Source organism: Sanguibacter antarcticus (assembly GCF_002564005.1).
GTDB classification, from domain to species: domain Bacteria; phylum Actinomycetota; class Actinomycetes; order Actinomycetales; family Cellulomonadaceae; genus Sanguibacter; species Sanguibacter antarcticus.
Map to the genome: position 1 here is coordinate 2,727,005 of NZ_PDJG01000001.1, position 19,945 is coordinate 2,746,949.

Sequence of the window (19,945 nt, forward strand, 5' to 3'; positions counted from 1 at the left end):
TCGAGCGAGAGGCACGCATGCGCACCCCCACCGTCTGGGAGAACATCGTCCAGGAGAACCCTCAGCACTCCACCTGGTACGTCGAGCGCTTCCGAGCGATGGCGCAGCAGGGCAAGGACCTCGCCGGGGAGGCGCGCACGATCGACGCAATGCTCCCCCGTGGTGCGCACGTCCTCGACGCAGGGTGCGGGCCGGGCCGGGTCGGTGCGGCTCTCGCCGCGGTCGGCCACGACGTCGTGGGCGTGGACGTGGACCCTGTGCTCGTCGCGGCCGCGCGGGAGGACCACCCGGAGCAGACGTGGATCGTCGGCGACCTCGCCGAGCTCGACCTGCCTGCCGCTGGCGTGACCGCCTCGTTCGACGCGATCGTCTGCGCCGGCAACGTCATGACCTTCGTCGCCCCGGACACGCACGCCGAGGTGCTGCGCCGCATGCGGGACCACCTGGCCCCGGACGGCCGCGCGATCATCGGCTTCGGGGCAGGCCGCGGCTACGCCTTCGAGACCTTCCTCGACGATGCCCGCACCGCCGGCCTCGTCGTCGACGCGACCTTCTCCACGTGGGACCTGCGACCGTTCACCGACGGCTCCGACTTCATCGTCGCCGTCTTCTCGCGCACGGCCTGAGGCTCACATGACCGACCTCGCTGCCCTGACCACAGCCGTCCGACAGTTCGCGCACGAGCGGGACTGGGAGCAGTTCCAAGACCCCAAGTCGCTCGTCCTCGCACTCACGGGCGAGGTGGGCGAGGTCGCCGAGCTCCTCCAGTGGGTCCGCGCCGAGGAGGTGGTCGAGCGGTTCAGCACGCCTGAGCGGCGCGCCCGGATCGGTGACGAGCTCGCCGACGTGCTCCTCTACCTCGTCCGCCTCGCGGACGTGCTCGGCGTCGACCTCGGCGCGGCGGGCGAGGCCAAGCTCGCGCGCAACCACGAGCGGTTCCCCGTCGCGGGCGACGACAGCGTCGTCGGGGTCGCTCCGCACAAGGCGTAGGCGCCCGCAGATCACGTCCGGGCGTACCGCTCGACGAAGTTCCGCATGATGCGGGACGGGTGCGTGACCGCCGTGCGACGAACCTCGGCGATGACGCTGTCGGCCTCACCGAGCGGGAAGTAACCGTTGCCCTGGTAGAGCTCGATGCGCTCGACGAGACCTCGGACGTCGAGCTCCGGGTGGAACTGCGTCGCATAGAGGTTGGTCCGCACGCGGAACATCTGGACCGGGCACGACGGCGAGGACGCGAGGAGCACCGCGCTGTCCGGCAACCGGGTGCACGCCTCCTTGTGCCCCACGTACGCATGGAACACGGGCGGCATGCCTGCGAGCAACGGGTCGGCCAGCCCGTCGGCGCTGAGCGTCACCGGGACGGCGCTCACGGGCTCGCCGTACGTCGTGTCGACGACCGCGCCCTGCTGCACACCGAGCGTCCCGACGCCGTAACAGGCCCCGAGGTAGGGGAAGTCGCGGTCGACGATCTCGTCGAGCAGCCCGAGGATCTCTTTCTCCACCCGGACCTGGACGTCGCTCTTCTCGGCTTCCGGGTCGCTCGACGTGAACGGGCTCCCACCGACGAAGACCCCGGAGTAGTCGTCGAGATCGAGCGTCGGGAGCGGTCCTGCTTCCATCCGGATGCGGTGCAGCCCGTCCGCGGGCAGGCCGCCGCACCGCCGGAAGGCAGCCACCTCGCTGTCTGCCGCCGCGTCGTCTTCTCTGCTCGCCAGGAGGAGGAACGGTCGCACGCCCCCAGTGTGCCCCGCCCCGGCGGGCCTCGCGCGTCAGTGAGTCAGCGCGTCAGTGCGTCAGCCGGGAGGGGTCCCGTCGCCGAAGGGACGCCCGCCGAGCGACTCGCGCCCGTGAGGCGTCGTCCAGCCCGCGAGGTCTGGGCCCTTCGGCACGATCCCGCTCGGGTTGATGTCGCTGTGGACCACGTAGTAGTGCGCCTTGATCTGGTCGAAGTCGACGGTGTCGCCGAAGCCGGGCGTCTGGAACAGGTCGCGGGCGTACGCCCAGAGCACGGGCATCTCGGTGAGCTTCGACCGGTTGCACTTGAAGTGCCCGTGGTAGACGGCGTCGAAGCGCACGAGGGTCGTGAAGAGGCGGACGTCGGCCTCGGTGAGGGTGTCCCCGACGAGGAAGCGTCGGGTCGCCAGACGGTCCTCGAGCCAGTCGAGCGCCGTCCACAGGCGGTCGTAGGCGTCGTCGTACGCCTCCTGCGAGCCGGCGAAGCCGCAGCGATAGACACCGTTGTTCACCTCGGTGTAGATCCGGCGCATGATCGGGTCCATCTCCGCGCGCAGGTGCTCGGGGTAGAGGTCCGGGGCACCAGGACGGTGGTGCTCACGCCACTCGGTGGAGAGGTCGAGCGTCATCTGGGCGTAGTCGTTCGTCACGACCTTGCCTGTGGTGGTGTCGACGATAACGGGCACGGTGATGCCCCGCGGGTAGTGCGGGTCGCGGGCGAGGTATGCCTCCTGGATCCGTTCGATCCCGAGGACGGGGTCCAGGCCGTCCGGGTCGAGGTCGAAGGTCCAGCTGTTCTTGTCGTGCGTCGGGCCCGTCAGGCCGAGGGAGAGCACGTCGTCGAGGCCGAGGAGCCGGCGCACGATGATCGTGCGGTTGGCCCACGGGCAGGCTCGCGCCGCGACGAGGCGATACCGACCGGGCTCGACGGGGAAGCCGTCACGACCGTCAGCCGTGATCCTCGTGGTGATGTAGGTGGTGTCCCTGCTGAACTCTTGGCCTGGGATCGAGTACACGCCGCCTTCGTTGCTCATTCAACTATCTTGCCTCACGACAACCCGAAGAGCACGAGACCTACCCAAGGAATGTGAAGAGCACTACCCTGAGCGCGTCACCACACCGAACCCATCCACGCCGCCGCTCTCGGGCCCCGGCAACGGACCCTCTGGACTCACCCGCTCCCCGATCGTGGTCTTCCTCCTGCCGCTCGTCACCTTCGGCATCTACGGCCTCGTCTGGTACTACAAGGTCAACGTCGAGCTGCAGAGCTTCAACCGGTCGATCCAGGTCAACCCGGTCGCCATGATCCTGCTCTCGATCTTCGTGCCGTTCTTCATGCTCTGCTCGGTCTTCGCCACCGGGCAGCGCATCCAGCAGGCACAGGCCGCCGCAGGGCTCCCCGCGACGACCTCCCCCGGCATCGGGGCCCTGCTCCTGCTCGTCATCGGCGGACACTCGTTCTACTACCAGGACGCGCTCAACACCATCTGGCAGTACCGCCAGGCCTGATCCGTCACCCGGAGGTCCTGTCGTGCACCGGGCCTCGCCCTGACCTACCGTCGGGGCATGACCGATGCCACCCAAGCGCCACTCGTCCTCGTCCTGCACGGAGCAACAGGAGACCTCGCTCGACGCATGGTCCTGCCGGCGATCTACACGCTCTCGAGCAGCGGTTTCCTTCCGGAGCAGTTCTCGCTGGTCGGGACCGGTGCCGAGGACGTCGGTGCAGAGGCCTTCCGTGAGCGGGTGGTCGACTCGCTCACAGAGTTCGGCGGGGTGTCCTCGGCCGAGGACCCCGCCGTCGTCGCGTTCCTCGAGCGACTCTCCTTCGCCGGCCCCGTCACGGTCGAGGACGCCGGCACCCTGCCCGCCCGGATCGCCGAGGTGGCCGACGGTCAGCCCGCGACCGTCATCCACTACCTCGCCGTCCCGCCCGTCGCGTTCGAGCCGATCACCCAGGCGCTCGACGCGCACGGCCTCGCCGACGGCATCCGGGTCGTCTACGAGAAGCCGTACGGGACGTCGCCCGAGTCCTTCGAAGCCCTCGACCGCGTGGTGCACGACGTGTTCGACGAAGAGCAGGTCTACCGGATCGACCACTTCCTCGCGAAGGAAGCGACCCAGAACCTCTACGTCCTGCGCTTCGCCAACGAGCTCTTCGGCGGCATGTGGAACCGGAACCACGTCGCGCAGGTGCAGATCGACGTCCCCGAGGTGCTCGACGTCGCGCAGCGCGCCACCTTCTACGACGCGACCGGCGCCGCGCTCGACATGCTCGTGACCCACCTCTTCCAGGTGGCCGCCGAGATCGGCATGGAACCGCCTTACGCCATCGATGCGGCCGGGCTCGCCAAGTCCCGCGAACGTGTCCTCGGCGACTTCCGTCCGATCGACCCCTCCGAGGACCTCGTCTTCGGGCAGTTCGAGGGCTACCAGGACATCGACGCTGTCGCCGATGGCTCCCGCACCGACACGTACGTCGCCGCACGGCTGTGGATCGACAACGACCGGTGGTCGGGCGTCCCGTTCATCCTGCGGACCGGCAAGCGGCTGGCAGCGTCAGGCCAGCGCGTGACCCTCGTCCTGCGGTCCGACCACGAGCTGCAGTTCGGCGCAGCCGCCCCCGGCGAGCCCGAGGTGTGCCCCGAGAACGCGCACCTGCGCTGCAACACCATCAGCCTCTCGCTCGCAGGCTCCGGGTCCATCTCGTTGCGCACCACCGTCAAGCGCCCCGGTCACGATCTCGTCCTCGCGAACGGCACCGCGGAGCTCGACCTCGCGAGCGTCGATCCCGGCCGGTCCGTCCCGCCGTACGCCGCGCTCCTCTACGACGTGATCCGAGGAGACCGTTCGCTCTTCCCCACTGCGGAGAACCTGCGCCAGGCGTGGCGCGCCTTCGCCCCGGTGCAGGAGGCGCAAGCCGCCGAGAGCGTCCCCGTGCACAGTTACGCCCCGGGCACGTGGGGCCCCGTGGAGGCGGACGCGCTCGTGCACCCGTACGCCTGGCAGATCGACACGCACCCGGAGAACGCGGGCCCCGACGACATCACTGTCGGGCTGACCGAGCACGGAGCCGACCACGGCTGACCTGCACTGACCTGCACTGACCTGCACTGACCTGCACTGACCGACGGCGACGAGCACGACTGGCAGCCGACGACCCTGTCCAGCATCCGGACCGTCTGGAACATCCAGTTACCTCCCAGGAGTTGGCCCGTCATGCCTGCCTCCCAGTCGAAGCCGATCCCGCTCGGGTTCGTGCTCCTGCTCTCTGCGCTCGTCGCTGTCGGTCCGCTGACGATCGACCTGTACCTCGCCGCGTTCCCCGAGATCACCCGAGACCTCGGGACCACGGAACCACGCGTCCAGCTCACGCTCACCGCAACGCTCGCCGGGCTCGCGCTCGGCCAGCTGATCATCGGCTCCGCGTCGGACGCGATCGGTCGTCGCCGACCGCTGCTCGCAGCCCTGGCCCTGTACGTCGTGGTCTCAGCGACGATCGTCCTCGTGGACGGGATCGCGCTCCTCACCGCCCTGCGGTTCGTCCAGGGCCTGAGCGCCTCCGCGGGCATGGTCCTGTCCATGGCGATCGTCCGGGACCACTACTCGGGCTTCCGCGTGGGCAAGGTCGTCGCGCGGCTCATGCTCGTCGTCGGGGTCGCGCCCGTCCTGGCGCCGACGATCGGGTCACAGCTCCTGCGCCTCGGCTCCTGGCGCCTCATGTTCGTCCTGCTCTCCGTCGTCGGGCTCGTGCTGCTCGTCGTCGCCTACTTCCGCCTGGACGAGTCGCTGCCGGTCGAGCGTCGACGCTCCGGCGGCGGGCGAGCCGCACTGCGCTCGTACGCCGGGCTCTTGCGCGACTGGCCGTTCCTCGGGGTCGCGCTGCTCAGCGGCTTCTACATGGCGGCCCTGTTCACGTACATCGCGTCGTCGTCGTTCGTGTTCCAGGACGGGTTCGGGCTCAGCGCACAGGAGTTCGGGTACATCTTCGGGGCCGGCGCGGTCGCCGTGACCGCCGGGAGCCAGATCAACGGCGCTCTCATCGGACGGGTCACCCCGCAGCGCATCCTCGCGGTCGCGATCTCAGCAGGGTTCGTCCTCTCGGGCGCGCTCCTGGTGACGGCACTCCTCGTCGCAGGCTCTGAGGGCGGCGGGTTCTGGCCGTTGGTCGTCCTGCTCGTCCTCACGCTCTCGACGGTCGGCTTCGTCATGCCGTCCGCACCGGCGATCGCTCTCGAGCACAACGGGCACCGAGCCGGTTCCGCGGCGGCCCTGCTCGGGGCGTTCCAGTTCGGCATCGGTGCCGGGATCGCGCCGGTGACCGGACTGCTCGGCGGAGATCCTGCCACGACGATGGCGGCAGTGATGTTCGCGGTCGTCGCTGTCTCAGGCGTCTTGTTCGTCGCGGCGCAGCGCTCCGAGCGCCGTGCGTCAGCCCGCGCGGACGGTGAGGGTGCTCGATCCGTCGGGGAGACGACGGACGGAGATCCCGTCGCTGATGGTCTGCTTGAGAGTCTCCACGTGTGACACGACGCCCACGATGCGCCCTCCCGCGCGCAGACCTCCGAGCACCTGGAGCACGGAGTCGAGCGTCTCAGGGTCGAGCGAACCGAAGCCTTCGTCGACGAACAGCGTGCCGAGGTCCACTCCTCCGGCCTCGGCCATGACGACGTCGGCCATCCCGAGCGCGAGGCAGAGCGAGACGTAGAACGTCTCTCCGCCGGAGAGGGACGACGCGAGCCGGGGCGCTCCGGTCTGGTGGTCCAGGACACGGAGCGCCAGACCGACCCGGTGCCCTTTGCCGGTCTCCTTCTCGTCGCTGCGCTCGAGCTCGTAGCGTCCGTCCGACATGATCGTGATGCGCTCGTTGGCCGCCGCGACGACGTCCTCGAACCGGCGCATGAGGACGAACGTCGCGAGCGTGAGGCGCTTCGTGTTGTCTGCGGACACGCCGGTCGCCAGGCCCGCCATCCGCAGGACGGGCTCTGCCCGGGCCGCGACCTGCTGGAGCGCGGCCTCAGCCGCAGCGATCGTCTCGGCGGCCGCGGCAGCTGAGCGCACACGGCTCTCGGCGAGGGTGGCTTCGCCGGCCGCACCGCGGGCGGCGGCCTCCGCTGCCGTGACAGCCGCGCCGGCGGCGTCGACGTCCACGACGACCTCCTCGGGGAGCCCGGCCACGCCCGGGTCGGCCAGCCCGTCGCGGACCCGGTCTCGCGCCGACCGGTAGGCGGACACCTCGGCGTCGAGCGCGGCCGTGGCGGCAGACGAGAGGACAGCCGCCCGGACCTCGTCGAGGGTGGCGAAGCCCTGATCAGCCATGACGCGGGTGCGCTCGGCAGCGCGCTGCGCGTGCGCGCGCACGGCCGTCTCCGCGTCGGACCGCGCCGCACGGAGCACGTCGATCACCGCGACCTGGTGGTCGAGGTCCGCGACGACAGCCGCGACCGTCCGCCCGGCACCGTCGGCCTCTGCGACCGCTGAGGAGTCGGCTGCGAGGTCCGAGGCGTCGTGCTCAGCCCGTGCGGTGTCTGCCGTGATCCTCGTCCGGAGCGCTCCGAGCTCGTCGGTGAGCCGCGCGGTGGCGGCGTCGTGCGCGGTGAGCTCCTCGTCCGCTGCAGGGAGGGCGTCGCGGGCGTCCTGCGCCTCGACGACTGCCGACCAGGCCCGCTCGGCGACGGCAGCCGCGGTCGCACGGTCGGCGTCACCGGCCGCCTGGAGGGCGTTGGCGAGCCGCTCGCCGATCTGCGCGGCGCGGACGTCCGCGGCAGCGAGCAGCGTCTCTGCCTCGCGGCGCACGGTCTCGGCCGCATCGACGTCGTCTTGGCTCACGTGGTCGGAGAGCAGCGGTGCAGGTGCTGGATGCTCGTGCCCACCGCAGACGGGGCAGGGTTCGTCGTCGACGAGCGACGTCGCGATCTCCCCGGCCATCCCGGCGATGCGGCGCACACGGAGCGCGACCTCGTCCTCGCAAGCGTCGCGCGCGACCGCGCCGGCCCGGGAGAGCGCGGCCCTGGCCTCGGTGACCTCCGCCTCGAGTGCGGCGGCCTTGTCGAGTACCTGCACCGTCACGTCGGCGCGGTGCACGGCGTCGGTCCGCGCGACGAGCTCGGCGGCGACAGCACGCAGCTCGTCGCGACGGAGCTCGAGGTGGTGCCTCTCCGCAGGCCGGAGGCCGAGCGCGTCAGCCTGCTGCGCTGCTTCTTCGCGCAGCCGGTCGAGCGCCTCGGTGGCAGCGACGAGCGCGACGCTGCGCGCCGGCAGACCGGCCTCTATGTCGACGAGGCGCCCGAGAGCCGCAGCCCGTCCGGCCGCGTCGTCGCGGCGTTGGCGCAGGGTCTCGTCGGAGGGCGCATCGTCGGCGTCGTCCGTCCGCGGCTGGTCCTCGTCTGATGAGGCCGGGTGAGAAAGAAGCTCGTCGACGGGCGCCCGCTCCGGCAGACCGAGCACGGGAGCCGACTCGGCGAGGGCGGCACGGAGCGTGTCTCGAGCTTCGCGCGCACCGGTCGCGGCGTGCTCTTCGCCGACGACGAGAGGCTGCACCACGCTGGCCCGACGTGCAGCGTCGAGGTCCTGCGCCTGCTGGTCGACGACGGGTCCGCTCTCAATGAGCGCAGCGTCCTCGGCCCGCAACCGTGTCCGGCGCGAGAAGAGGTCGGCGCGAGAGCGTTCGTCATCGAGCATCGCCCGTGCGGTGGTCAGCGCCGAACCTGCGGCTGCGTCCGCGAGACGGAGCGCCTCAGCCTCGGCCTCCTGGCTGGCGACGTGCTCGCGAGCCAGCGCGTACGCGTGCTCGGGGAGGGCGTCTCGGAGCGTCTCTGCGGCGTCCGTCTCGAGCGCGGCGGCCTCGAGGAAGCGCTCGACGCTGCTCGTCGTCGCGGCGCGGGCCGCGTCGGTCTCGCGCTGCGCGTCGATGCGCATGGTCGCCAGCTGGGCCTGTGCACGCTCGTACATCTCGGTGCCGAAGACCTTCTGCAGGAGCCCACGGCGGTCCTCGGGGTTCGCTCTGAGGAAGTTCGCGAACTCGCCCTGCGGGAGGACGATCGTCTGGACGAACTGGGTGCGGTCGAGCCCGATGATCCGCTGGAGCTCGAGGCCTGCCTCGTCGAGCCGGGAGCTGACGAGCTCGCCGACGTCCCCGGGCTCCCCGAGCCCGGCGCCGGTCTCGAGCGCGCCGGCGGGCAGCCGCCACAGCCTGATCCCGGCCTGCTGCTTCGTCGTGCCGTCGCCCCGCTTCTTGCGACGCATCCGCTCCGGGGTACGCAGCACCCGAAAGACCCCGGCGCCGGTCTCGAACGTCAGGTCGACGAAGGAGTCGACCTCGTCCGGCGCGTACGCCGACCGCAACCGGTCGTCGCTCGAGGACGCGGACGCGACCTTGCCGTAGAGGGCGAAGACGATCGCGTCGATGAGCGTCGACTTGCCGGCGCCGGTCGGTCCTTCGAGGAGAAAGATCCCCGACGTCGCGAGGGCGGCGAAGTCGACGACGTGCTCGCCCGCGAACGGCCCGATGGCTTGGAGGCGCAGCTGGTGGAGATACATCTCACGCGCTCCGCTCGGCGGCGGCGGCGCGCTCGAAGGCGGTGCGGAGCACGCTGATCTCGGCGCTGCTGGGCTCGTCGCCGGTGACGTGCTCGACGAACCCTGTCGCGACGTCGACCGGGTCGCTCGCGGCCGTGACCGTGAGGCTGACCGACTGCCGGGGCTCACGCGCCTCGGGGCGGTGCTGCATGACGAGCGCGTGCGGGAACAGCTCCTTGAGCTGGACGTTCATCTCGCGCGGCCGTGCTCGGTCGGTGACGACCAGGCGCACCCAGTCGTCCCGGTGGGCCTCTCCGGCGGCACCGAGCAGGTCGGCCAGAGGGCCGACGACCTCGCTCAGCCGGCGCGGCACCGGTGCGAGGTGCAGCTCGGGCTCGCCGACGCCCCCCGGCGCCCGGCCGTCCGCCGGGTCGGCGAGCTCGACGACGACCGTCGACTTCGTGTGGCGCATCTCGGAGAACGAGTACGCGAGCGGCGACCCGGAGTAGCGGCCGACGGTGCCTGCCGGGAACGCGACGCGCTGCGGTCCGTGGAGGTGGCCGAGGGCGACGTAGTCGACGCCGGCGAAGACCCCGGCCGGCACGCTGTCGACGCCTCCGACCCGGATGTCGCGCTCTGACTCCGACGCCTCGCCGCCGACGACGAACGCGTGCGCCATGACGACAGACCGGACCGGCCGCCCCGCCGCGCTCGTGCGCAGCGCGAGGTCGGCGCGGACCCGACGCATCGCCGCCCCCATGACCGCTTCGTGCGAGCGGCCCAGCGGCTCAGGGGCGTCGTCCCGCAGTGCGGTGCGCGCCACATCCGGGTCGAGGTAGGGCAGGGCGTAGACGAGGACGGGCGGACCGCCGTGCGGGTCGACGAGCTCGACCGGCCTGCCCACGTCCGCGACCCGAGCGCGGACGTGGATGCCGGAGCGCAGCACGTCCGCGCCGAAGCCGAGCCTGACGGCGGAGTCGTGGTTGCCCGGCGTGATGACGACCTGGGCGTGCTCGGAGAGCCGTTCCACGGTCTGAGACAAGAGGGTGACGGCCTCGACGGGCGGGATGGCGCGGTCGTACACGTCGCCGGAGACGACGACCGCAGCGACGCCTTCGGAACGGGTCAGCTCGACGAGGTGGTCGAGGTACGCGGCCTGGTGCTCGACGAGATCGACACCGTGGAGCGTCCGCCCGAGGTGCCAGTCAGAGGTGTGCAGGATCCGCATGCTGCGACGGTATCCGCCACCGCCGACATCGTCTCCGGTCACGCGCCGGCGGCGACCGACTCCTGTGCACCGGAGCGCTCGATGGTGAAGAGCTCGCGCATGCCGACCATGTCGAGCAGGTCGACGAGGTTGACCGGCGGGTCGAGAAGGACGAGCTCGAGCGAGCTCTCGTCGCACACCTTGTAGACCTGGACGAGGAAGGCGATGCCTGAGGAGTCGATGAACGTCACGCGTCGGGTGTCGAGGACGACCGGGGCGTCACGGCCGACGAGGGAGACCATCGCGGCGCTCGCCTGCTCACGCAGCGCTGCGTCGATGTCGCCGGTCAGGGTGATGAGCGTCGTGCCCGGCCGGACAGAGCACGTGATCCCGTTCGCGTCGTCGCGGTCCGTGGGTGTGGAGGTCATGATCTTCTTCCTGTACTGCCCTGTGCGAGGGTCCGGGAGCGCCCGGAGAAGCGCGTCACGATCGGCACGCGGAATACGTCGGCTGACGTTAACCGCCCGGCGTGGAAATTTCCACCGCACCAGAGCGAGGCGACAGGCCCCGGTTCTGCCTCTCGTTCGTCCGAGAGGTGACTTCCGGGGTGAGATCGACCCGCTGTCCAGGGGTTTCCCAGAATTCCGTTGCAGAATTGTTACATGACGTCAAAGACGACTCAGATCGCAGCGGCCGGCCTCCTCGCCCTCGCCATGCCCCTCGCCCAGGCAGGACCCGCGAGCGCGACCTCGATAGAACGGCACACGACCCTGTCCCCCGTCTTCTCCCAGACCGAGGCGGTCGGCCGAGACATCCTCGTCGCCGCCACCCGCACCACCGCGCTGCCCGACGACCTCGCCGCCGTCGTGCGCGACGCCGTCGCCTCCGCCGACGCCGCGACCACCGACGCGCGCACCGCGCTCTCGCAGGCCAACAGCCCCGACGTCCACACGCGGTGGAACGCCGAGGGCGCCCTCCAGGACGCACGGACCGCGCTCGACGCCGCCTCTGCCGAGCTCCGCTCGGTCACGGCGCTCGTCGACGGGATCGACGCATCCACGACGCAGGCGCTGCGCGTGCTCCAGGACGACATCGACCTCCTGCGCGGCGCCGGGTCAGCCCTGACCTCAGACTGACAGCACGAGGACCTTGCCCCGCCAGGTCCGACGCAACCATCGGTCGTGCGACGCCGCCACGATCGTGCCGGGGGCCTTGCCGATCGCCTCCCCCAGCTCTTCCGCGAGCGCGAGCGAGATGTGGTTCGTCGGTTCGTCGAGCAGGAGGACCTCGGGGGCCTGCGCGACGAGCATGCCGAGCACCACGCGTCGGCGCTGCCCTGTGCTCAGCTCGCGCAGGGGCCGGTCCATGTCCCGGTCCTCGACGAGCCCGAACCCTTCGAGCGCTCTCGCTGCGCCGAGCAGGTCGAAGAGCTGGCGCGGCGAGCGGACGTCGTCCTGGAGGTAGACGTCTTGCTCGAGCAGGGCGACCCGCACGCCTGCGGCGGTCCGCACGGTACCGCGGGCGGGGACGATGTCACCGGCGAGGACGTGCAGGAGGGTCGACTTCCCGGAGCCGTTGGGGCCGGTGACGAGGAGCTTGGTCCCGGCGGCGACGTCGAGGCGTGCCAGCGTGAGACGGCCGGGGACCACGACGTCGCGCACCGAGAGCACGCGTCCCTTCGCTGCGGCGATCGCGAGCCCGTGCGGTCCGGGGGCGAAGGTCAGCGGGAGCGGCGGGCGTCGTACCTGGGCACGTTCGAGGACGTCGAAGCGCTGCTGGGCGTTGCGCACGCGACGCGAGACGCTCGACTCGACGCGTGCGCCGTGGAAGTCGTAGCTCATCTTGTTGCGGTCGCTCATGAGCCGGTCGTGGCCGACCGCCCGGGCGGTCGTGTCGACTGCCTGGCGCAAGGACTCGAGCTCGGCCTGCTCCGCCTCGTAGACGCGCTGCCACTCGGCGCGCTCCTTCTTCTTCGCGACCCGGTAGTCGCGGTAGGCGCCGTGGGTGAGCGTGCCTGACTCGCCGGTGGGCGAGGGGTCGAGGTCGAGGATCTCCGTGCAGACCTCATCGAGGAAGTCCCGGTCATGGCTGGCGAGCACGACGATCCCGGGCATCGCCCGGACTGCTTCTCCGAGGAACTCTGCGGCGTCGTCGTCGAGATGGTTCGTGGGCTCGTCGAGCAGGAGCGCGCCGGGCTGACGGACGAGGAGCGCCGCGAGGCCGAGCCGGGTGCGCTCGCCACCGGACATCTGCCCGACGACCCGCCCGTGGAGGTGCTCGATGCCGAGGCCGGCGAGCGTCACGGCGGCGCGCCTGTCGGCGTCCCAGACCTCGGCGGCCTCGGCGCGCGCGAGGGCGCGGGCGTAGGAGGCTTCCGCTTCCGAGCGCGCGTCGGCGCTGCTGCCCTCGTGAGCGCCGACGCGGTCACGGTCGCCGTCGAGCGCGGCGAGCACCTCACCCGCGGTGAGCACCTGCGCCTCGAGCGCGCGGACCTCCGCGAGCGCGTCGGCGATCACCTGCTCGACGGTCGCTGTCGGGCCGTACGGCGTCTCTTGGTGGAGGAAGCCGAGGTCGTCTGGGCGCTGGACGGTGCCGGCGTCCGGCTCGTCGATCCCCGCGAGGAGCCGCAGCAGCGTCGACTTCCCGGCGCCGTTCTCACCGACGACCCCGACGCGGTGGCCGGGCGCGACGACGAGGGACACGGCGTCGAGGACCGTGCGCCCGTCGTAGTAGCGGGTGAGCCGTTCCGCGACGAGCGGTGCGGGCCCGTCGAGGAGCTCGTCGGGCGCGTGGACGGATGAGGGGCGATCAGGGCCTGCGTGGGTCATGGTGCTCCAGTGTGGACCACGTGCCTGCGCGGGCGCACAACGTTTTCTGGATCCTCACGCTCCTGGTGCTGCGATCGATCGTGGTTCAGGACCCTGTCGGACACAATGGAGCCATGTCATCTCTTGCACCGTCATCGCACAGGACACGCGCCCGTCTCGCTGCCGTCGGTATCGCTGCAGCCCTCACGCTCTCGGCATGCTCAGACGACGGCATCAGCGGGGACCTCCAACAGCTCGTCGCCGACGCTCGCTCGCAGGTCGAGTCGATCGCCGCCGACGCCGAGTCGTTGAGCGACCAGCTGGGCAGCCTTCCCGCCGACGCGCGCTCCACCGCAGAAGGGGCCGTCACCGCCGCGAAGGACGCCTCCGCCAAGGCCCAGGCCGCCCTGGACGACGCCGGCGAGACCGGCGCAGACGCCGAGGAGACGACCTCCGACGCACAGTCGGCTCTCGACGACGCCAGCAGCCGGCTCGACTCGCTCCGCGCGCAGCTCGACGACGCGACGCCTCCCGACGTCATCGCGTCGATCGACTCTCTCCAGGCCGACGTCGACGCGCTCAAGCAGAAGCTCGTCGACGCGTCCTGAACAGGTCTGGGCCCGCTCGCCGAGCACCCCGTCGCAACGCAGGACGGACGACTCCCTCACGTCTGGGTCGCGCCGTCCGATGGGATGTCTGGACTCGCCTCGGAACCGCCGTGGCTCCGTAGACCCCTAGGACACACCTATGACGACAGTGGACAGCACCCTCAACGCAGCGCTCCTCATCGAGGGCGCGATGGCAGTGGCCCTCGTAGACTATGACAGCGGCATGTCCCTCGGGCAGGCTGGCTCCGGAATCGACCTCGATGTCGCAGCCGCGGGCAACACCGACGTGGTGCGCGCCAAGCTCCGCACGATGCAGGCACTCAACCTGCAGGAGGGCATCGAGGACATCCTCATCACGCTCTCCACCCAGATCCACCTCATCCGCCTCATCCAGAGCCAGTCCGGCAAGGGGCTGTTCCTCTACCTCGTCCTCGACAAGGGCCGCGCGAACCTCGCGATGGCTCGCCGGCAGCTCCTCAACCTGGAGCGCGAGCTCGAGATCTGATCCTCCGCACGACGCGCACCACCGCCAGCACCCCTCAGGGGTGCTGGCGAACGCGCCAGACCTGGACCCACGGGACGGACAAGAGCACATGCTCGTCAAGCACCACGCCATGAACGTCGCGAAGACGCTCCGGAGAGACATCCCGGGGATCCGTCGCGTGATGGTGGCACGCACAGACGGCCTGTCGTTCCACGACGACGCGCCTGACCAGGACGAGGGCCCGGCTGCAGTCGCAGCAGCCACCGTGCTCGCCGTCGGCTACCAGGCCGTCGGGGCGTTCACGCTCGGTGCGCTGCAGGTGACGACGGTGCGCGGCCCGGACGGGTGCGTCGTGGTCTACCCGATCGACGCCCGGCACCTGCTCACCGTCGTCACCGACCCGAACGTCAACCTCGTCCTGCTCGACCGGGTCGCCCAGCGGCTCGCGGCCGAGCTCGCGAAGGCCGACGAAGGGACCGGCGGAAGTCTCTTCCCCTAGGTGCAGCGCTCCCGAGACGTCGTCGGCGCACCGGCGCTGATATCTTGAGCGGAGAAACCAACTCCGGAGGAATCCCCATGCGTCCCCTCTTTGCCGTCGCCATGACCGCCCTGTTCGTGCTCGGCCTGTACCTCATGGGCGCGGCCACCGATTTCCCGGGCGCCGAGGCGTACGTGTTCGTCGCCGGTCTCCTCCTGTCGACCCTCGCCTTCTTCATCCCCATCCAGATGGTCAAGGACTGACTCGCTCGACGACGAGTCCCGGAGCCGCACGGAGCCTTCTCCCGCGGGAAGAAATGTGTTGCGCCCGCTGGGAGAATAGTTCGTTGTGAGCACGGCTGACGAGAACCACCAGACCACCGACCCGAGCGCAGGGACCGAGCGTCCCAGCACCGCTCCTCGGCGGCCGCGCCGCAACCGCCGCGGACGATCCCCGAGCGACAGGTCCCGGGATGACGGGTCCCAGAGCGACAGACCTCGTGGCGACAGGCCCCGAGGCGGCGGCGTTCGCGTCCCGCGCGTCAACCCTGCCCGGCTCGCACGGGCGGCCGCTGCGCGCGCCGCGGTCGTCGTCCCACCCATCACCTATCCCGAGCAGCTGCCCGTCTCTGCGCGGCGCGAGGACATCGCTGCCGCGATCCGCGACCACCAGGTGGTCATCGTCGCGGGCGAGACCGGCTCCGGGAAGACGACCCAGATCCCCAAGATCGCGCTCGAGCTCGGCCGCGGCCGAGCGGGGCAGATCGGTCACACCCAGCCGCGCCGCATCGCGGCTCGCACGGTCGCCGAGCGCATCGCGGAAGAAGTCGGCACGACGCTCGGCGAGATCGTCGGATACCAGGTCCGGTTCACGGACACCTCCTCGGAGGAGACCCTCGTCAAGGTCATGACCGACGGCATCCTCCTCGCCCAGATCCAGCGCGACCCCCAGCTTCTCGCCTACGACACGCTCATCATCGACGAGGCGCACGAGCGGTCCCTGAACATCGACTTCATCCTCGGGTACCTCACGCGCCTGCTCCCCCAGCGCCCGGACCTCAAGGTCATCATCACCTCGGCGACCATCGACTCGGCGCGGTTCGCGCGACACTTCGCGCCCGGTGGACCGGCCCCAGCCCCAACCCCAGCCGACGAGGGTGCGCCTGCTGCGACGGGTCCAGGCTCGACCACGCCGCCCGACGTGCCCCTGGCTCCGGTCATCGAGGTCACCGGCCGGACGTTCCCCGTCGAGCTCCGGTACCGTCCGCTCACGCCCGAGGACGCGAAGAAGGGCGAGGAGCGCGACCTCATGACCGCCGTCTGCGAGGCGGTCGACGAGCTGAGCGCCGCCGGCCCCGGCGACATCCTCGTGTTCTTCTCCGGAGAACGAGAGATCCACGACGCATCCGACGCGCTCGCCGGGCACTTCGGTGCGCGCGTCAGCGACCCGCGGCGCCCGGACCACATCGAGGTCATGTCCCTGTACTCCCGGTTGTCCGCAGCCGAGCAGCACCGGGTCTTCCAGTCCCACCCCGGCCGGCGCGTCGTCCTGTCGACGAACGTCGCCGAGACGTCCCTGACCGTTCCAGGCATCCGCTACGTCATCGACCCGGGCACCGCCCGCATCTCCCGGTACTCCAAGGCGACGAAGGTGCAGCGGCTGCCCATCGAGCCCGTGTCGCAGGCGAGCGCGAACCAGCGGTCTGGGCGCTGCGGTCGTGTTGCGGACGGCATCGCGATCCGCCTGTACTCCGAGGACGACTTCGAGTCGCGGCCCGAGTTCACCGAGCCGGAGATCCTGCGTACCTCCCTCGCGTCCGTCCTGCTCCAGATGATCTCTGTGGGCGTCGTGCGCACGCCCGACGACGTGGCGCGCTTCCCGTTCGTCGAGGCTCCCGACACACGGGCGATCCGCGACGGCGTCCAGCTCCTCACCGAGCTCGGTGCGCTCGAGACCCAGGCTCCCCCGGTTCCCCCGGAGCCCGCACGCACGACGGGCGGAGCCGAGCCCCAGACCACCGCCGGCTCGCTCGGGAAGGGTGGCGGCACGCGGCTCACCGACGTCGGGCGTGCGCTCGCCCAGTTGCCGATGGACCCGCGCCTGGCGCGGATGATCGTCGAGGGCGGCAGGCGCGGGTCCGCGCGCGAGGTGATGATCGTCGCCGCCGCGCTGTCCATCCAGGACCCGCGCGAACGCCCAGCCGACTTCCGGCCCCAGGCCGACCAGTCGCACGCGCGCTTCACCGACCCGACCTCCGACTTCCTCTCGTACCTCAACCTCTGGGAGTACGTCCGGGCCCAGCAACGAGACCTGGGGTCGTCGGCGTTCCGGCGCATGTGCAAGTCGGAGTACATCAACTTCCTGCGGGTCCGCGAGTGGCAGGACGTCGTGGCGCAGCTGCGGGAGATGGCCAAGCCGCTCGGGATCGTCGTCAACGCGCCCAGCACCCATGCCGAGGCCGCGGACGACGACCTGCGCCTCACGTGGGACACCGACACCATCCACCGGTCCCTCCTCGCCGGGCTCCTCTCGCAGATCGGCATGCAGGAGGCCACCGAGGTCAAGGCCTCCAGCGTCAAGGGCCGCGAGAGCGCGAACGACCGTCGGGCGAAGAAGTTCGCGCGCAACGAGTACCTCGGCGCGCGCGGTGCCCGGTTCGCGATCTTCCCCGGGTCTGGCCTCGCGAAGAAGCCGCCGGTCTGGATCATGGCCGGCGAGCTCGTCGAGACGTCGCGGCTGTGGGGGCGCGACGTCGCCCGCATCCAGCCCGAGTGGGCCGAGGAGCTCGCGTCGCACCTCGTGAAGCGCACGTACTCCGAGCCGCACTGGTCGACCAAGCAGGGGGCTGCCCAGGCGATCGAGAAGGTGCTGCTCTACGGCGTCCCGATCGTCACCGACCGCAAGGTCCTCTACTCCAAGGTCAACCCCGAGATCGCCCGCGAGCTCTTCGTCCGCCACGCCCTCGTCCAGGGCGAGTGGACCACGCACCACGCGTTCTTCGCAGAGAACCGCAGGCTGCTCGACGAGGCCGCCGAGCTCGAGGCACGGTCCCGTCAGCGAGGCCTCATGGTCGACGACGACGCCCTCTTCGCGTTCTACGACGAGCGGGTCCCCGAGTCGGTCGTCTCGGCACGGCACTTCGACCAGTGGTGGAAGAACGCCCGGCGCGACGACCCCGAGCTGCTGACGTTCACGCGCGACCTGCTCGTCCCCGAGGGCGCCACCTCGGTCTCCGCCGACGAGTTCCCCCACGAGTGGGTCCAGGGCGACCTCACCCTGCCGCTGACCTACCAGTTCCAGCCAGGTACCGAGGCCGACGGCGTCACCGTCCACCTGCCCATCTCCGTGCTCAACCGCGTGGTCCCCGACGGCTTCGACTGGATGGTCCCCGGCCTCCTCGCCGAGCTCACGGTCGCCACGATCAAGTCGCTGCCCAAGCCTGTGCGCGTCCAGCTCGTGCCCGCACCCGACGTCGCGCGCGCGGTGGTCGCCTGGCTGCACGAGGAGTGTCCGCAGTGGGGCGACATCACGCGGGCCGGCGACATGGCCGAGTCGTTCGAGAGCGCGTTCTCGCGTGCCGTCCGGTCGCTGCGCGACGTCGACATCCCTGCCGACGCCTGGGATCGCGAACGGCTCCCGGCACACCTGCGCATGACGTTCCGCGTCTTCGAGGAGCGCGGCTCCGGGGCGAAGCGCAGCCAGGTGGTCCTCGACGAGAGCAAGGACCTCGTCGCGCTCCAGCGTCGCCTCGCGGCGCAGTCCCAGGACGCCGTGCGCTCCGCGGTGAAGAGCGCGGTAGGCACGGCCCTCCGCGAGGCCCAGGCCGCGGCGAGCGCAGCGGCGGTCGCTGGTGCGGGTGCGGATGCTGGTGCCGGGGCTGGTGCTGGTGCTGGTGCGGATGCGGGTGCCGCCCACCCGACGTCCGTCGAGGTCGGCACTTCCAGTCCAGATCGGCGGTCTGGACTGCCGACCCCGGCCCAGAGTGCCGACTTCGCGGGCTCCGGAAGCTCCGGAGGCTCTGGGGGGCCAGGGGTGGCAGGAGCGGCAGGGGTGGCAGGGGGAGCAAGAGGGGTAGGGGCCTCTGTCACCGAGGTTGGTGGGCTGACGACCTGGCCCAGCGACTTGCCCGACGGGGTCATGCCCGCACAGGTCGAGACGCCCGGCCCTGGCGGGATGGTCGTGCGTGGCTATCCGGCACTCGTCGAAGAACGGTCCGGTGCGTCGTGGACCGTCGCGCTGCGGGTTCTCGCCGACGCGTCACGTCAGGCAGGCGAGCACGAGCGGGGCGTCAGGCGGCTCGTGCTCGGAGAGACCGCGCTGCAGCAGGCACGCATCACGTCGCGGTGGTCGAGCAGCCAGTCCCTCACGCTCGCGGCCAGCCCGTACACGAGCACGGCTGCGCTCGTGGCCGACCTGCAGCTCGCCGCCGTCCGCATGCTCACGCCGGAGGCCGGGTTCGTCCGGGATGCTGCTGCCTATGCCGCGACCGTCAAGGGCGTGAAGGTGCGGCTCGAAGACCAGGTCCACACGGTCGTCGGGCACGTGGTCGCAGCCCTCGCCGCAGCACGCACGCTCGACGGCGAGATCCGCAGCGGCAACAGCCTCGCGCTGCTCAGCACGCTCGCCGACATCCGCGACCACGTCGGCGGTCTCGTCGTCGACGGTTTCGTCGCCGCGACACCAGGTCACCGGCTGCCGCACCTCGCACGGTACTTGCGGGCTGCGTCGTACCGGCTGGAGAAAGCGATGACGAACCCGAACCGCGACGCTGAGCTCGCGTGGCGGGTGCACGACGTCGAGGAGGCGCACGCGAGAGCCCGCGCCGCGTACGCGGCCGGCTCGCCCGACCCTGTCCGTGCAGCCGAGCTCGCCGAGGTGCGATGGACGATCGAGGAGTTCCGCGTCTCGCTGTTCGCCCAACAGCTCGGCACCGACGGCCCCGTGAGCGAGAAGCGCATCCGCAAGGTCCTAGGCGTCTGAAGCGCCGACCACCAGCAAACTACAGGCGGCAACCTGCAGGCTTCGGGCCCCAGGCTGTGGGCTGTGGGCTGCAGACGGCAGACGGCAGACGGCAGACGGCAGACGGCAGACGGCAGACGGCAGACC

The 19,945-nt window shown here is 71.0% G+C and carries 17 protein-coding genes; 11 read left to right on the top strand and 6 right to left on the bottom strand.

What is annotated here, in order from left to right:
• The first annotated feature begins 17 nt into the window (after positions 1–17).
• Complete coding sequence (locus tag ATL42_RS12310; RefSeq protein WP_098455599.1) at positions 18–626, top strand: class I SAM-dependent methyltransferase; 609 nt, start codon at positions 18–20, stop codon at positions 624–626.
• 7 nt (positions 627–633) lie between these two features.
• Positions 634–990: a nucleotide pyrophosphohydrolase gene (locus tag ATL42_RS12315; RefSeq protein WP_098455600.1), complete on the top strand. Its 357-nt coding sequence runs from the start codon at positions 634–636 to the stop codon at positions 988–990.
• An 11-nt stretch (positions 991–1,001) separates the two neighbouring features.
• Here ATL42_RS12315 and ATL42_RS12320 read toward each other — a convergent pair whose 3' ends face one another.
• Both ATL42_RS12320 and ATL42_RS12325 read right to left on the bottom strand, forming a co-directional pair.
• Entirely contained in the window at positions 1,002–1,736 is a 735-nt protein-coding gene (locus tag ATL42_RS12320) for a glutamine amidotransferase (RefSeq protein ID WP_098455601.1), read from the bottom strand.
• Positions 1,737–1,796: 60 nt separating this feature from the next.
• A complete protein-coding gene (locus tag ATL42_RS12325) occupies positions 1,797–2,771 on the bottom strand; it encodes a glutathione S-transferase family protein (RefSeq protein ID WP_098455602.1) in 975 nt (324 codons plus the stop codon).
• 154 nt (positions 2,772–2,925) lie between these two features.
• On the opposite strand from ATL42_RS12325, the gene ATL42_RS16465 reads away from it, so the two are divergent.
• From ATL42_RS16465 to ATL42_RS12340, 3 genes are all read left to right on the top strand, one after another.
• Positions 2,926–3,246, top strand: coding sequence for a DUF4234 domain-containing protein (locus ATL42_RS16465; protein WP_169925420.1), 321 nt, complete (start codon positions 2,926–2,928; stop codon positions 3,244–3,246).
• Between the two features lie 57 nt (positions 3,247–3,303).
• The gene (locus tag ATL42_RS12335; protein ID WP_098455604.1) at positions 3,304–4,824 is read left to right on the top strand and encodes a glucose-6-phosphate dehydrogenase; all 1,521 of its coding nucleotides are present in this window, start codon (positions 3,304–3,306) and stop codon (positions 4,822–4,824) included.
• Positions 4,825–4,956: 132 nt separating this feature from the next.
• Positions 4,957–6,264 carry a multidrug effflux MFS transporter gene (locus ATL42_RS12340; protein ID WP_098455605.1) on the top strand — a complete coding sequence of 436 codons (1,308 nt, stop codon included), beginning with the start codon at positions 4,957–4,959 and terminating at the stop codon, positions 6,262–6,264.
• On the opposite strand, the gene ATL42_RS12345 is transcribed toward ATL42_RS12340, so the two are convergent.
• Genes ATL42_RS12345 through ATL42_RS12355 form a run of 3 tightly spaced genes read right to left on the bottom strand, consistent with a single transcriptional unit; the run spans position 6,169 to position 10,890 of the window.
• A complete protein-coding gene (locus ATL42_RS12345) occupies positions 6,169–9,276 on the bottom strand; it encodes an AAA family ATPase (RefSeq protein ID WP_098455606.1) in 3,108 nt (1,035 codons plus the stop codon). The genes ATL42_RS12340 and ATL42_RS12345 overlap by 96 nt on opposite strands.
• A gap of 1 nt (position 9,277) precedes the next feature.
• On the bottom strand, positions 9,278–10,483 hold the full coding sequence (locus tag ATL42_RS12350; protein ID WP_098456546.1) for an exonuclease SbcCD subunit D: 1,206 nt from the start codon (positions 10,481–10,483) through the stop codon (positions 9,278–9,280).
• Positions 10,484–10,521: 38 nt separating this feature from the next.
• A complete protein-coding gene (locus ATL42_RS12355) occupies positions 10,522–10,890 on the bottom strand; it encodes an STAS domain-containing protein (RefSeq protein ID WP_098455607.1) in 369 nt (122 codons plus the stop codon).
• 234 nt (positions 10,891–11,124) lie between these two features.
• Between ATL42_RS12355 and ATL42_RS12360 the strand changes: the two genes are divergently transcribed.
• Positions 11,125–11,598, top strand: a complete 474-nt coding sequence (locus ATL42_RS12360) for a hypothetical protein (RefSeq protein WP_098455608.1) — start codon at positions 11,125–11,127, stop codon at positions 11,596–11,598.
• Here the strand turns inward: ATL42_RS12360 and ATL42_RS12365 are convergent.
• Positions 11,590–13,290, bottom strand: coding sequence for an ABC-F family ATP-binding cassette domain-containing protein (locus ATL42_RS12365; RefSeq protein WP_098455609.1), 1,701 nt, complete (start codon positions 13,288–13,290; stop codon positions 11,590–11,592). The two genes, ATL42_RS12360 and ATL42_RS12365, sit on opposite strands and share 9 nt — an antisense overlap.
• A 113-nt stretch (positions 13,291–13,403) precedes the next feature.
• On the opposite strand from ATL42_RS12365, the gene ATL42_RS12370 reads away from it, so the two are divergent.
• From ATL42_RS12370 to hrpA, 5 genes are all read left to right on the top strand, one after another.
• Positions 13,404–13,877, top strand: a complete 474-nt coding sequence (locus tag ATL42_RS12370; protein WP_143556757.1) for a hypothetical protein — start codon at positions 13,404–13,406, stop codon at positions 13,875–13,877.
• Positions 13,878–14,016: 139 nt separating this feature from the next.
• On the top strand, positions 14,017–14,382 hold the full coding sequence (locus ATL42_RS12375; RefSeq protein ID WP_098455611.1) for a hypothetical protein: 366 nt from the start codon (positions 14,017–14,019) through the stop codon (positions 14,380–14,382).
• A gap of 88 nt (positions 14,383–14,470) precedes the next feature.
• Positions 14,471–14,860 (top strand): roadblock/LC7 domain-containing protein, encoded by a 390-nt coding sequence (locus ATL42_RS12380; RefSeq protein WP_098456547.1) that lies wholly within the window; start codon positions 14,471–14,473, stop codon positions 14,858–14,860.
• Positions 14,861–14,937: 77 nt separating this feature from the next.
• Complete coding sequence (locus ATL42_RS16470; RefSeq protein WP_169925421.1) at positions 14,938–15,102, top strand: hypothetical protein; 165 nt, start codon at positions 14,938–14,940, stop codon at positions 15,100–15,102.
• An 85-nt stretch (positions 15,103–15,187) separates the two neighbouring features.
• Entirely contained in the window at positions 15,188–19,819 is a 4,632-nt protein-coding gene (gene hrpA, locus ATL42_RS12385) for an ATP-dependent RNA helicase HrpA (protein ID WP_098455612.1), read from the top strand.
• Positions 19,820–19,945 lie beyond the last annotated feature (126 nt).

Coding starts and splice junctions, on each gene's coding strand:
- ATL42_RS12310 (WP_098455599.1), top strand. CDS start 18: ATGCGCACCCCCACCGTCTGGGAGAACATCGTCCAGGAGAACCCTCAG.
- ATL42_RS12315 (WP_098455600.1), top strand. CDS start 634: ATGACCGACCTCGCTGCCCTGACCACAGCCGTCCGACAGTTCGCGCAC.
- ATL42_RS12325 (WP_098455602.1), bottom strand. CDS start 2,771: ATGAGCAACGAAGGCGGCGTGTACTCGATCCCAGGCCAAGAGTTCAGC.
- ATL42_RS12335 (WP_098455604.1), top strand. CDS start 3,304: ATGACCGATGCCACCCAAGCGCCACTCGTCCTCGTCCTGCACGGAGCA.
- ATL42_RS12340 (WP_098455605.1), top strand. CDS start 4,957: ATGCCTGCCTCCCAGTCGAAGCCGATCCCGCTCGGGTTCGTGCTCCTG.
- ATL42_RS12345 (WP_098455606.1), bottom strand. CDS start 9,276: ATGTATCTCCACCAGCTGCGCCTCCAAGCCATCGGGCCGTTCGCGGGC.
- ATL42_RS12350 (WP_098456546.1), bottom strand. CDS start 10,483: ATGCGGATCCTGCACACCTCTGACTGGCACCTCGGGCGGACGCTCCAC.
- ATL42_RS12355 (WP_098455607.1), bottom strand. CDS start 10,890: ATGACCTCCACACCCACGGACCGCGACGACGCGAACGGGATCACGTGC.
- ATL42_RS12360 (WP_098455608.1), top strand. CDS start 11,125: ATGACGTCAAAGACGACTCAGATCGCAGCGGCCGGCCTCCTCGCCCTC.
- ATL42_RS12365 (WP_098455609.1), bottom strand. CDS start 13,290: ATGACCCACGCAGGCCCTGATCGCCCCTCATCCGTCCACGCGCCCGAC.
- ATL42_RS12370 (WP_143556757.1), top strand. CDS start 13,404: ATGTCATCTCTTGCACCGTCATCGCACAGGACACGCGCCCGTCTCGCT.
- ATL42_RS12375 (WP_098455611.1), top strand. CDS start 14,017: ATGACGACAGTGGACAGCACCCTCAACGCAGCGCTCCTCATCGAGGGC.
- ATL42_RS12380 (WP_098456547.1), top strand. CDS start 14,471: ATGCTCGTCAAGCACCACGCCATGAACGTCGCGAAGACGCTCCGGAGA.
- ATL42_RS16470 (WP_169925421.1), top strand. CDS start 14,938: ATGCGTCCCCTCTTTGCCGTCGCCATGACCGCCCTGTTCGTGCTCGGC.